Annotated in this window: 12 protein-coding genes; 7 read left to right on the top strand and 5 right to left on the bottom strand. The window is 44.2% G+C overall.

What is annotated here, in order from left to right; translation table 11 throughout:
• Positions 1 to 340: 340 nt before the first annotated feature.
• Both QUA00_RS13685 and gshA read right to left on the bottom strand, forming a co-directional pair.
• Positions 341 to 802, bottom strand: a complete 462-nt coding sequence (locus tag QUA00_RS13685) for a tRNA (cytidine(34)-2'-O)-methyltransferase (RefSeq protein WP_333143020.1) — start codon at positions 800 to 802, stop codon at positions 341 to 343.
• Between the two features lie 240 nt (positions 803 to 1,042).
• Positions 1,043 to 2,194, bottom strand: coding sequence for a glutamate--cysteine ligase (gene gshA / locus QUA00_RS13680; protein WP_333143019.1), 1,152 nt, complete (start codon positions 2,192 to 2,194; stop codon positions 1,043 to 1,045).
• 790 nt (positions 2,195 to 2,984) lie between these two features.
• Here gshA and QUA00_RS13675 point away from each other — a divergent pair.
• Entirely contained in the window at positions 2,985 to 4,028 is a 1,044-nt protein-coding gene (locus QUA00_RS13675) for an AI-2E family transporter (RefSeq protein ID WP_333409963.1), read from the top strand.
• A gap of 156 nt (positions 4,029 to 4,184) precedes the next feature.
• Here QUA00_RS13675 and QUA00_RS13670 read toward each other — a convergent pair whose 3' ends face one another.
• Positions 4,185 to 5,000 (bottom strand): cobyrinic acid a,c-diamide synthase, encoded by an 816-nt coding sequence (locus QUA00_RS13670; protein ID WP_333104568.1) that lies wholly within the window; start codon positions 4,998 to 5,000, stop codon positions 4,185 to 4,187.
• 449 nt (positions 5,001 to 5,449) lie between these two features.
• On the opposite strand from QUA00_RS13670, the gene QUA00_RS36825 reads away from it, so the two are divergent.
• From QUA00_RS36825 to QUA00_RS13655, 4 genes are all read left to right on the top strand, one after another.
• Positions 5,450 to 5,638 carry a Mo-dependent nitrogenase C-terminal domain-containing protein gene (locus tag QUA00_RS36825; RefSeq protein WP_445305744.1) on the top strand — a complete coding sequence of 63 codons (189 nt, stop codon included), beginning with the start codon at positions 5,450 to 5,452 and terminating at the stop codon, positions 5,636 to 5,638.
• A gap of 342 nt (positions 5,639 to 5,980) precedes the next feature.
• Positions 5,981 to 6,844 carry an Npun_R2479 family HD domain-containing metalloprotein gene (locus tag QUA00_RS13665; protein WP_333409962.1) on the top strand — a complete coding sequence of 288 codons (864 nt, stop codon included), beginning with the start codon at positions 5,981 to 5,983 and terminating at the stop codon, positions 6,842 to 6,844.
• Between the two features lie 748 nt (positions 6,845 to 7,592).
• Positions 7,593 to 8,498: an Rpn family recombination-promoting nuclease/putative transposase gene (locus QUA00_RS13660; RefSeq protein ID WP_333409961.1), complete on the top strand. Its 906-nt coding sequence runs from the start codon at positions 7,593 to 7,595 to the stop codon at positions 8,496 to 8,498.
• A 289-nt stretch (positions 8,499 to 8,787) separates the two neighbouring features.
• On the top strand, positions 8,788 to 10,716 hold the full coding sequence (locus tag QUA00_RS13655) for an alpha-amylase family glycosyl hydrolase (protein ID WP_333409960.1): 1,929 nt from the start codon (positions 8,788 to 8,790) through the stop codon (positions 10,714 to 10,716).
• A gap of 123 nt (positions 10,717 to 10,839) precedes the next feature.
• On the opposite strand, the gene QUA00_RS13650 is transcribed toward QUA00_RS13655, so the two are convergent.
• Positions 10,840 to 11,043, bottom strand: coding sequence for a glycosyltransferase (locus tag QUA00_RS13650; protein ID WP_445305743.1), 204 nt, complete (start codon positions 11,041 to 11,043; stop codon positions 10,840 to 10,842).
• 27 nt (positions 11,044 to 11,070) lie between these two features.
• Complete coding sequence (locus QUA00_RS13645) at positions 11,071 to 11,205, bottom strand: hypothetical protein (protein ID WP_333143011.1); 135 nt, start codon at positions 11,203 to 11,205, stop codon at positions 11,071 to 11,073.
• A gap of 398 nt (positions 11,206 to 11,603) precedes the next feature.
• Between QUA00_RS13645 and QUA00_RS13640 the strand changes: the two genes are divergently transcribed.
• Together QUA00_RS13640 and QUA00_RS13635 are read left to right on the top strand one after the other, a co-directional pair.
• A complete protein-coding gene (locus tag QUA00_RS13640) occupies positions 11,604 to 12,236 on the top strand; it encodes a helix-turn-helix domain-containing protein (RefSeq protein ID WP_333409959.1) in 633 nt (210 codons plus the stop codon).
• Complete coding sequence (locus QUA00_RS13635) at positions 12,196 to 13,050, top strand: transposase (protein ID WP_333409958.1); 855 nt, start codon at positions 12,196 to 12,198, stop codon at positions 13,048 to 13,050. The genes QUA00_RS13640 and QUA00_RS13635 overlap by 41 nt, the downstream gene beginning before the upstream one ends.
• Positions 13,051 to 13,107: the final 57 nt, after the last annotated feature.

Below are 13,107 nucleotides of genomic sequence, written 5' to 3'. Positions count from 1 at the left end.
ATAAAATCTTCATTCCCGTAAGGCTCTGAACTCTTACCTATTATCCGACTTTAGGCTAATTTCCGGACAGGCTACAACCGTATATTTACTAGATATAGTGTTCAGACCTAAGCTGGTGCTCGCTGACGCCCTAAATCGCTAAAATTATTTATTTTTGTTGCTGAATCCTCTTGTAGTCATTTGGTGTTGCTGATAACAATCTGTTTTTGAATGAATAAAATATATTAATGTCGGCTATCTAGATTTTCACCCCTTTGATACAAATTTCTTATATTTAAATGGAGATTTTGCCGCCTCCGGCAGCTATTAAATCTCTATATATTTATGTGTTGATAATGATTTATCCCAGCTCGCCCAACTGTCGTTTAGCCTCAAATAAACCCACAGCGGCGCTGACGGAGAGGTTCAAACTCCTGACTCCAGGCTGGCTCATCGGAATAAAAACTGTGGCGTCGCAGGCATCCAAGACGAATTGGGGAATGCCTACAGTTTCCGAGCCAAACATCAGCCAGTCGCTGGGCTGAAATTGGAATTGCGCGTAATTGCATCGCCCGCCAGTGCTGAATCCGATCGCTCGTCCCCCGCGCTGCTGCCGACAAGCCAGAAAAGCCGCTAAGTCTTCGTGGCAGTGGAGATTGACGTAGGGCCAGTAATCTAAGCCTGCCCGTTTCAGGTAGCGATCGCTAATTTCAAACCCCAGCGGGCCGACTAAATGCAGTTCCGTGCCTGTGGCAGCGCAAGTGCGGGCGATATTGCCAGTATTCGGGGGGATTTGCGGGTGAATCAAGACAAGTTGGGGCATGAAGCTAATTAAAAGCCTAAAATACAGCTATTGGGAAATTTATAAAACTACCCCAAGGTATATATACCTTATAGCTTTTATTTATAACCTTTGTCGAGCTCCATTGATTAAATATTCTGATTTGTTTTTGGGCGTCCCTCTGCAACTTTTTCGGAGGAGGTTCCGGCTATTTGTATTATTGGCTGAGTACGCATAGCCAGGGGGCTAGTGAAAGCCCCCGTTATAATAACGGCCGATACTTCAGGCAACTAACTGGGCGCACAAGTTGTCTTCTAGCTCCCATTCTTGGTGAGCCATCCCCTGAATCCCTTGCAGAATAATACTGCGGGTGTCCGAACCGCCCTCGTGTAGCTTCAACCACTGCTGGGCCGTGTTGCCTTCCCGGAGAATCTTTTTCAGTGGCGATAGAAAGCAACTAAAGCCGCGTTTTTTGGCTATAGGCCACACTTCGCGGTAAATTTCCTCAATCCAATCTCGTGCCAGAATAGTTCTGCCGTCTTGCCAGTGGGTAAGTTCGGCATCCAAACTTTGCCGGGATGCAGCAATTTCGTTGGCGTCTGTGAGGGCAACTAAGTCTTCGTTGCGGGTGGCCGCCGACAAGGTGCTGAGTTCTAAAGGGTCTAAGCTGGGGTCTTCCATCATCTGCCAAATGCGAGCTTCTAGCAAGGCAGTGATGGCTAACAAAGCCAGAGGATTGACCTCGAGGTCGCAAATTCTCAGCTCGAGGCGGTTGAGACAGTAGGGGCGACGATCGCCATTTGGTCGCACGGCAGACCACAAATGGCGGACGTTTTGCATGGTGCCGAGTTCTAGCTGTTCTTCAGTCCACTGAATGTAATGCTTGTGACTTTCAAACAGGGGGACGATGGCGGGAGTTTTGGGAAACAAACCCCACCGAGTCGAATGATAGCCCGTGACTTCGCCGTCGAGGAAGGGGGAAGAGGCGCTCAAGGCAAGGTATAGCGGTGCTTCGACGCGGGCGAGGCGGATGGCGCGCATCAGCATTTCTGGTTGGGAGATGCCGATGTTGATGTGAATGCTGGCGGTGACGACTTTTGTGCCGTAGGTTTGCTCGATGTAGGTGTGGTAGGGGTTGTTGGGATCGGATCTGTAAAATCGATCGCTCCCTCCGAGAGACAAGGTACTTCCCGGCAGCAAGGTATAGTCGCCCAATTGTTTGAGATACTCGCGCAGCCGGACTCGCGGCTTGACTAAGGCGCACAGCAGGCGATCGTAGCTGCACAGCGGGGCGGTCGTGTACTCCACATTGCGGCTATCAGGCTCCCGCACAAATCCCTCTAGATCGGCAACTATGCGATCGGAGAGACCGACAACCTCACCTTCGGGAGTGCCGGTATACATTTCTACTTCAAAGCCTTTTGATAGCAGCACGTTTGTTCCTCAGCTAAGTTGAGTGCTAGTTTCTAGTATCCCAAAAATTGACCTGTTCATCACAAATTTGGGTAGAAACCCGGTCCTTTTAGGACGGATTTATATTAGAATGTAATTGGTCAACGACCCACCCGAGACGATGGATCAAACAGCCTATACGAGCGAAGTTCAGCCCGAGGTGCTGGCGGCGAAGCAAAATCGGTAGACCGGTTCAAGAGGATAGGGCAATGGAAGTCTAACCCTAGAATCAAACCTACGAAGAATTCCGTTTGGTATTCGACACGTAAAAACCGCAGGGCTTGCGGGGTTAGTCTGTGGAGCGAACATAAGACCAAAACTCTTTGAGGGTGGAGGCAGTTGCCAAGAAGCAGAAACTTAAGTCGCGAGGCTTAAGAATCACCGTACCTTCACGTCGGTGAGTATGTCAAACTATCTTCCACGGAGCAGAGTTGAAATTTTTCGCCACTGGCACGGAAACCGGGTTTTTCGGCGCCAGCTTTGTTTGAGCTTTTGTTTCCTAGTTGGGGGCCTGCCAGGACAAATACTCCCCTGGCAAAGAGTTTCCGAGGCGGTTTTAGAGTCAGAAAGGCTGTTTGTTCGATCGCGCTTGTGTTTGATTCGGTATTGGGGGCGATCGAATCAAACTTATGGTAAATAGAACCAACCCCTGCCTCCGTTCGACATCTGTTTTCTGCCTTGAGGGGGATAGCCGCAGATATATGTTGGGTGCCATTCTAAAAGAGGGCTCTGCAATATTTTTGAGCTATAGTATTAACCCCTAAAAATCCCTGTGAAAGAGCAAGAAAGAACCCCTCCCAATTTTTGGAATATGCTAAGCAATTTAGCCTTAGTCCGGTTTTTGCTTTTATTTGCTTCTGGTTGGGCTGGACTGCAACTTTTAGCTTACTTTGAAACAGCAGTCGCGGTTTTCACTATTGCGGCACTCGTGGCTTTTTTGCTTAACTATCCGGTGCGAACTCTCCAGAGATTTTTACCGCGAAGTTTAGCTGTCGCCTTCGTTGTCTTGCTCACCATTTTAGTTTTTGGCGGTCTCACCGTCACCGTAGGCGTCACTCTTTTATCTCAAGGACAGCAATTAATTGACAGCATGACTGAATTTGTGAATGCTTTAGCGCCTCTGTCCGAGCGCATCGAAGCATTTTTGCGGGCAAGAAACCTGCAAGTTAACCTGCGAGTTATTGAGGAACAACTACGAAATCAAGCTTTGGCGGGAGTTGTTTCGAGTATTGCTTTTTTACAAGTATTTTTAACCAATTTATTGAATTTAATATTAATTATGGTAGTGGCTTCTTTCATGTTACTTGATGGAGAGAGGCTGTGGCTGTTAGTTCTCAAATTTATACCTCGACACCTGCACAGGCGTTTAAGTGTAACAATAGAGAAAAACTTTTTAGGATTTTTTCAGGCACAAATCCTGTTAATGTTATTTTTGACAACAGCAAGTTTTTTGATTTTTCTGCTGTTAGATGTGAGATTTCCTTTAATTTTAGCCTTTATTATCGGATTGTTTGATTTAGTTCCAGGGATCGGAGCGACGCTGGGGATTAGCTTAGTTTGTTTTATTGTATTGTCTCAAAATGTGTGGCTAGCTTTAAAAGTATTGGCAGCTTGCATTGTTTTGCAGCAAGTTCAAGACAACTTTATTCATCCGAGACTCATGCAAAATTCTCTTAACCTCAATCCGGTAGTGGTATTTTTTGCACTGTTAGTCGGAGCAAGATCAGCAGGACTTTTAGGCATATTTCTCGCTATTCCGCTAGCGGGAGTGATAGTTAGCTGGTTTGACATTGAAGAAATGCAAGCGGAAGGTTAATTGATGGAGCCATCCCATTTTATATCTAATCAGGCTGACAAATTCAGTTTTAACTTACCGACTAGAAGTCCCATGCTTCAAAAACTCTCCTGTGTCCAACGAGAAACTAAAAGTAAAAAGAAAAAAGCAATGTATGGTACGCCTTACTGCGTACAGTTAATGAATAAATTGCAAGTCAGTAGGAAATCTTTCTTCTTCTGGTTCTGGATCATAAATGTAATCGCAGTCAAAACGCAGAGCTTGAGAGTGGCGGCTGATAGAAAATCCGCAATTACTCAGCATTTCTGTAGTAAAAGTTGCCATGACTAACTCAATGAGCCTTCTGTAGGAAATGTTAGGTAGTTGAACGTAATAGGTGCGTCTGGCAAAAAAGATTCTCTCATCTTTCGGTAGAATTATGCCATTAATTCTGTGTGCGTGTTGAATCGGCTTGATATAGGTTTCAATAAACTGCGACTGATTTTTTTGGAGTCTCGCTAATCTTTCGTGTTGCAACCAGCTCATTTGAAACACAATTTTAATAAATTCAAAGCCCAAAATGTAGTTAAAAACATTATTGCGTTCTTCTGTACTCAAGACGAAGCGGAGTGCAGATTCTAAATATTGGTCAGTTTCTCGGCGCGATTGTTGAGCTGAGTGGATATAAAATTGTTTGATGTAGCTTCTTAAATCTGATTCGTTTAATTGTTTTTTGACCTGGAATCTGATTAAATACTCTTTGACTCGGTGTAGAGTATCTACATCTTCAAACATTTTTGAGACTAAACCGTCTGCTGTATAATTATCTAAAAATTCTGCTTGCAAGTCAGGAGTAGATGCACACAATATGTAGCAGAGGGACAAGACATAGCGCCGTTGGTTCCAAGGCAAGCTTTGGGCCCATTCTTTAACTTCTACAGGGAGTTTTTGGAGCACGGTATCTGTGTGGGGGAGTTGAGCAAGGTCGGCATATTTATGTTTTTGTTTAATCATTGCCTGAAACCTTATATTCGTAAGTATACAGAGTCGTCGATCGCAGATGATGGGAGAAAGGATCTGCGAGGGAGGGCTGCCATTTATTCTGTCTTATTTTCTTGCCATCTATCTAAATATACATTCTGGAGGGAACAGAGGGCGTGATCTGTCTCACACTTTAGCGAGTTTTAAATCACAAATGCTAGCTCTTCGCATCACATTTTGCGACTGTGAGTGTCACCCATAAAACTTATTCACGTCACCGGAGCAAGAGTGGGTTTCGTTGAGGATTAAGTGGGGTGATTCATCAGTTTTTGTTAGTAATGATTACTGAGATCAATCATGAACTTGACTACCAGTATTTTCCCGGGAAATCAGTGCAAAGACTTAACTTTTTGCAATGCTATTGTGCAACCAGTACGACAGTGGCTCGATAGCATTGCAGTGGGGGAGGCATCAGTAACTCAGTGGTGTGCCAACTTATACTCGCACGGTGTTCTTGTGAGAGAGATATTCAGTTATGGGGACACGATCTTTTCTACATACCGCCTATGTACAAGCTTAATCCTGTGTATGAGGAATTCATGGGGTTACGCTTTCGCTCTCGTTTTTGGGCGGGGTCAGCCAGAACAGATACAAGTTTCCCACAAGAGTAGTGAGAACCCAAAATTTTAGATCCTAGTTCCAACTCCCAGATGTATCTGTGGAGTAAATCTAAAATCGACTGAGGTATGCGGCGAAGATGTAACACCGTAATGCTGATTGAGGGGTGTCATACCTCGATCGCCCATTGATATCAATTATTTATGGGGTCTATCGATCTGGTAGTTGCGAGAGCCATAATTTAAGCCATAATTGTTGATAATATCAATGGATGCCTCTCGATAGGAGTGGGTATCCATCGTGGCGCTTCAGCCAAAAATAACATCAAACGGTAGCAGCAAAAACAATAACTATAAAAATAATTTAATAATCTAGGTGGGATGAGGGAAGTCAATATGTTTAACGCAACTGAACTGCTTATTAAGGCTTTTGTCAATCGGCTGATTGAAGGCTACCGCCACACTTACGGCGGGTTTAAATCTGACTATGGCGAGATTATTGCTTGGGTGGCGAGTATGGCTTTAGAAAATATTGCTAATAGCGATGCTCTTTACCATAATGTCGAACACACTATTTTAGTGACATTGGTGGGACAAGCAATTCTGGGGGGGAAGCACATCCGCGAAGGGGGTGTTTCCTGCGAAGATTGGTTGCACTTCCACATTGCTTTGCTATGTCACGATATCGGGTATGTTAAAGGTGTTTGCCGACAAGATAGAACAGATTTAGGACTGTATGCGACGGGAATAGGTGACATGAAATTAACGCTGCCTCCGGGGGCCACGGATGCTAGTTTGATGCTTTATCATGTCGATCGCGGAAAAATGTTTATTGACGAGCGTTTTGGCGGGCACAAACTGATTGACGCTGAGCTGGTTAAGCATAATATTGAGCTGACTCGTTTCCCAGTTCCTACAGATGAAGATTATCAAGATACTGTAAATTATCCGGGTTTAGTTCGGGCTGCTGATTTAATTGGTCAGTTGAGCGATCCGCGATATTTGCAAAAGATTGCGGCGCTGTTTTACGAGTTTGAGGAGACTGGGCAAAATCGGGTTTTGGGCTATCAGAATCCGGGGGAGTTGCGGGATGGTTATCCGAAGTTTTATTGGAATGTGGTTTATCGGTATGTGAAGGATGCGATCGGCTATTTGGAACTGACGCAGCAGGGGAAACAAGTTGTTGCTAATCTGAGCGCCAATGTGTTCCGGGTGGAGCATTCTCAGGTGCCAGAGTCTGCGGTGGCTGTAGTTAGCTAGGGTTGGGGTGGATGTCGGGCGATCGTTCTTTTTTGGGATAAGTAAGTCGCTCTAATTAAAAGTAAAACGCTCTTCTTTTATATCGCCGCAGCACTTAAAGAAGTCGTGGTTCTGGATATTCTTTTTTTTTAGCTGGGCTTGCTTAAATCTGATCTTCACCCTGCAAATATACTTACACAGGCTCAAAAGCCTCTCATCACAAAGGTTTCAATTGTTAAGTAAAAAATTGTGTACCCATGTAGATGATTGATATCTGTTTGCGATCGGCAATTATATTGAATATACAACAATTGAGGGCGATCGCCTGCGTCAGCTATTGCTGATCAATGGGTACAGATTTTCAGAGCAACAGTTGCATCCTTTGTAGAGTAAGAGTTTTAGGACTGTTAGTACATTTGTATGGGCGAAGTCCAGTTTAATCGGATCGCTGAATGTCTGCACATCGCAGGAAGAGTCGCCTGAGTTTTTGCGGGGAAAGCGGCAGGCGAAAATGGAGGCTATCCAACGCTTGCAAGCAATAGGATTGAGCGATGAGCAAATCGCGCAATGTTTGGATCTGACGCTAGAAGAGATTCGACAAGTCGATTTGACAGAATAGAAGATAGAGCAAGCGCTAATGGCTGATGGACTTCATTATCGATCGGCTCAAGCTTGGATAGAGCATCCGATATCTAGTTTTGGTAACTCGCCCAATCCATTTTCCCACTGGGTTAAAATAATAGGTAAGTCATTTTAAAAGAGATTGGTCATGACATTCATTAACCCCAAAACCGATTTTGCCTTCAAAAAAATATTCGGTTCCAACGAAAGCAAACCAATTTTAATCAGCTTTCTCAATGCCATGATTTATGATGGCAACCCCACCATCGCCGACCTAGAAATTATCGACCCGTATTTAGCATCGAGAGTTCCGTATCTCAAAGACTCTTACCTGGATGTCAAAGCCAGGCTTGCAGGAGGCGCAACTGTAATTATCGAAATGCAAGTTTTAAATGTAGCATCTTTTGCGAAACGGGTGGTTTACAATGCTGCGAAAACTTACTCTACTCAACTGATTCGCGGTGAAGGTTACTTTAAGTTAAAACCTGTAATTGCTTTGACAATTACTGATTTTGAAATGTTTGACAATGACCGAGAAGTAATTTCTCACTTTGTCTTCAAGGAGAAAAAACGTTTATTTGATTATGTCGATCCAGAGATCGAACTGATTTTTATCGAATTGCCGAAATTCAACAAACAATTGGATGAGTTAGAAACTTTGACTGACAAGTGGGTTTATTTTATGAAAAATGCTCCCAGTTTGGAAGTGGTACCGTCAACAATGGAAACAGTCTCGGAAATACAGCAAGCCTTTGCTATTGCTAATGAAACTAACTTGAATCCCGAAGAGTTGGCAGATTTAGAAGCACGCGAAAGGTATATTCTGGATCAGCAGGGAATCTTGCGAAAGGGAATTGAAGAAGGACTCGCACAAGGCAGAGAAGAAGGCAGAGAAGAAGGCATCGCAGAAGGTAGAGAAGAAGGAGTCGCGCTAGGAATGAGAGAAAAGGCTCTAGAAATTGCTAGGCAACTTCTCAATGTCCTTGACAATCAAACCATTAGTCAAACTACTGGTTTGAGCGTTGAAGATATCCAAAAGTTGCGGGAGGAATAGAAGGGAAGGGAAAAAGTCCGATCGCACAATTAGTACACCTTTTCTCGCTACTAGGATCAGCCTGGTAGCGTAGGTTTTTGAGGTTCTGCCTCTTGGATTGAGAATGACGCTAAATATTAACTCTCATCCACTTAATACTCAAGGATGAGTCTGCCCTCTGTCTAAAGGAAGATTTCATTAAACGAGTAAATTCCGTATGATGCTGTAAAAGTCAGTCAGAGGGGAAAGCTATCTCCGACTCTAGCTCCGCATAACTGACAAATCTTACTATAATCAAAAAATACATCTCATGACATCAGTCACTCCCAATCAAACTTCGTCTCAATACGAAGTTACAGAATCAGAAGAAAAAATTGAGTCTCTGGTAGCAGAAGTTAAGCCAGAAAGCGAAATCGATTTAGAATTCCTCTACACGAGAGACATTGAATTCCGACAAGAAACAATTTATTTCATTGTAGTCGATCGCTTTTACGACGGCGACCCCGAAAATAACGAAGGCCCAAACCCAGAACTTTACGATCCAGAAGGGAAAGATTGGGGCAAATATTGGGGCGGCGACTTGCAGGGAGTTATCGACAAACTCGATTACTTAAAAGATATGGGAGTTACCGCCGTTTGGCTGACTCCACTGTTCGAGCAAGTTGAAGCATTATTTGTCGAACAAGCTGCAATTCACGGCTACTGGACTAAAGATTTCAAGCGACTAAATCCCCGCTTTATTGCCACAGGCGACAATCCTTCTATTAACCAAACACAAGAAAGTAAAGATACGGTATTTGACAAATTAGTACACGAGTTGCACCAGCGAAACATGAAACTCGTGCTCGATATTGTCTGCAATCATAGCAACCCTGATTTTAGCGGGAAAAAAGGAGAACTCTACGACGACGGCGTAAAAATAGCTGACTTTAACGACGATGAAGATAACTGGTATCACCACTACGGCGAAGTCAAAAACTGGGAAGATGAATGGCAAGTCCAAAACTGCGAACTGTCGGGTTTAGCAACTTTCAACGAAAACAATATTGCCTACCGCAATTACATTAAGTCAGCAATTAAACAATGGCTGGACAGAGGTGTTGATGCTTTGCGGGTTGATACAGTCAAGCATATGCCTATTTGGTTTTGGCAGGAATTTAATGCTGACATTTTAACACACAGACCTGATGTTTTCATTTTTGGCGAATGGATTTACAGCGACCCTAGAAACGATCGTTCTGTGGAATTTGTCAACGAGTCGGGGATGACTATTTTAGATTTTGGTCTGTGCGTGGCAATTCGAGAAGTATTGGGGAAGGGTGCGGAGGCGGGATTTAAGTTAGTCCAAGATGTCCTGAATTTGGATCACCGCTACTACGGGGCGACGGAGTTGATTACTTTTATTGACAACCACGATATGCCGAGGTTTCAGTCGTTGAATCCCGATCCAGAAATGCTGCTGTTGGCGATAGGTTTAATTATGACGACTCGCGGCATTCCCTGCATTTATTACGGCACCGAACAGTATCTGCACGATGATACAGATGGGGGAAATGACCCCTACAACCGCCCGATGATGGAAAAGTGGGATACTGATTCGCCGATTTACCGAGCTGTGCGATTGCTGTCGGGATTGCGGCGGCTGAATCCAGCTATTTCGATGGGGAGTCAGTGGCAAAAATATCTAACTCCTGATGTTTATTGTTACGTGCGCCGCTATCGCGATTCCGTGGTGTTTGTAGCGATGAATCGTGGCAGTTCTGTTACAACAATTGAAGAGGTTGATACTGAGCTGCCTGATGGAGAGCATACGGAGGTTTTATCGCGCCGCAAGTTTGAAGTTAAAGATGGGATGCTGTACAACTTAGAGTTGGGTTCGCAGGAAGTAATGATTTTTAGCCGCGTCGGAGAGCGAGTTAAGGCGAAAACTATTGTGCGGGCGCAGCTTAACAGCGTTCAAACTCAGCCTGGGGAAAGAATTGTGGTAATTGGAGATTGTCCTGAATTGGGGAATTGGGATATTAGTAAGGGCTACCCGTTGGAGTATATCAATACTAATACTTGGTTTGGGGAAATTCCTTTTAATGAAAGTGCCGGGAAGTTGATTTCTTATAAGTATGCGCTGCTACGGGAAGGACTGTCGCCGCTGCGAGAAAATCTGGTTTGTCGCCGCTGGGTTTTAGTTTCGGAAGGGACTGTGAAATGGCGGGATAAATGGGCGAGTGGACGGGAGTCGTGATTTTTAATCAACAGGCTTTCCGGCCTGTTTTACCAGTTTTTAATGAACAGGCAAGATGCCTGTTCCACAACCAAGTTTCTGTTTTGTGGAACGGGCATCTTGCCCGTTGCTGATATTACGAGTTTAAAGCGATCGCAGCTTCTGGGCTAAAATATCGACATAAGGTTCGCTGCTGTGCTGGTTCACAACCATTTCGTACCCCCGCTGCGCTTGAGATTCAGCTTCTTGAGGATTTTTTAGCAAATGGACGATCGCCTCGCGCAAACCTGCTGCATCTGGCACATTTACCACTTTAGCAATATCCGGGGCCGCTAAATAATCGACCATACCTTGAGTCCGAGTAATGACAACGGGTCACTTGCAAGCCATTGCTTCCAGTAAAGCCGTACCTCCAGCAGCATATTTATTGTCCATCAAACAAACTGCAATTACGTCTGCATCGCGGTAAAGCTGCACTAAATCTGGCCATTCATAGAATTTGCGCGACATATTTTCTGGCATAGTATCGGGGAAAGCTTGCGATAAAGCCTTAGCATCTTTAGAAAAACCGCTAATTTTTACCGAAAACGCTGCTGATGGTTAGGAAACCGCGTTGATCGACACCTGCGCGCAAATCCTGTACGAATCAAAAACAGTGACACACGCCGATCGATTGCAAGGACTTAACTACCAGCCGAGAAGTCCCTCGGTATATTTAGAGGGGATTAATCTGAGCGCTGCGCGAAGTACCCCGTTGGGAATTACCGCAGGGATGTCCAGAAGCGTCGGGTGTAGGTACCCAAAGCGACAATTAGACATTGCGAGTACCTTTAACTTTGATGTACTTTCTAAACATTAAATCAAAAGAAATGGTACATTAAGGTAGGTCGAAAAAAAGAAGTTAAAAAATGCAACTCACGTACAAATACCGCCTCAAACCCACGAAAGCCCAACTAACAACTATTGTGGCTCATTTAGAACTCTGCCGTCGGCAGTACAACTACCGACTCGGCGAAAGATTTAGGTGGTGGGAAGCCACGAGAACACCTATCAACGCCTGTCCCTTGATTGTTTCGATAGTCCCGATTGAGGAAATTTATCAAAATATTCCCTTGACTAGAGTGCAAACCAGGGACGGCCGAAAAAAGGATGAGTCAGGCAATCCTTTGACCAGGAAAGGTGATGTTTTCTCAAACATTGAAGGCGGATATGTACAGTGGCAGACAATACAACTGGCTGATCTGAAAAACACTAAAAAGCTATTTCCTGATTACAAAGTGCTGGATTCTCAGGTTTTGCAAGATGTCGTCAACCGAGTTGAAACTTCCTTTTCAAATTTCACCACCCCCGACAAAAACGGCACTCGTCGAGGGAGGCCCAGATTCAAAGGGCTTCACTACTACAAATCTTTCACTTATCCTCAATTAGACAACTTAGATATTGTCAAGGACGAGCAAGATAGGATTTGTATTAGCCTCGCCAAAATAGGTAAGCGTGCCTATGGTTTTCCACCGTCCAATACCAACAAAGTTCAAAGTTAAGACGGGCACAGTTATCAAAGAAGCGGATGGGTGGTATATTTCCCTGACGCTAGAAGATAAAAGGGTTCCCGTAACGGTTGCAGAAATTCAACCGACGGTCGAAAATACTATTGGTATCGACTTGGGAGTCACTAATTACGTTTATCTTTCCAGTGGCAAAAGGGTAGAAAATCCTAGATTCTTGAGGAAGTCGGCCCAGAAATTAGCAAGACTTCAAGCAAAGTTAGCTAATAGAGTTAAGGGTTCTAAGCCTTGGAAAGTTATCAAGGACAAGATTTCCAAACTCCATCAGTTTGTAGCGAGAGCTAGATTAGATTTTCAATTCAAAACTGCACATGAGCTATTCGGTAAATGTGATGTTTTAGTTGTTGAAGATTTGAGCGTCAAAAATCTGACTAGACGTGCCAAGCCCAAGACTGGTATTGAGAATGGTAATTTGGTTTATTTACCGAACAGCCAGTCAGCAAAAAGTGGCTTGAATAAATCCATTCTTGATGCGGCTCATGGACAATTCGCCAGCGTTCTCAAATATGTTGCTTGGAAGTTAGGTAAAACTGTTCTATTTGTTGACCCCAAAGGAACTTCTCAACATTGCTGGAACTGCCTCAAAAAAGTGCCGAAAGAATTATCAGAGCGGTGGCATTGTTGTCAGTGTGGAGAATCCTTGGAGCGAGATAAAAATTCAGCCAAACTCATAAAGAAGATTGGATTGAGTTACGAAAGTGGCGGGGGAACTCCGTCACTCAAAAAAGCCTTTGAAAAAAAGGAAAAAGAAGCCTGCGGTCTAACGGTACGTGCGATTCGTTTAACCTAAAGTAGGTTGAAAGGCTTACGGGACGGTTAACCCAGTTGATAAGACTGGTGATAACTG

Origin of the sequence: Microcoleus sp. T2B6 (assembly GCF_036700475.1) — a bacterium.
Classification (GTDB): domain Bacteria; phylum Cyanobacteriota; class Cyanobacteriia; order Cyanobacteriales; family Microcoleaceae; genus Microcoleus.
Note: the sequence above shows the minus strand (reverse complement) of the source record. Positions and strands in the feature narration are given on the sequence as shown.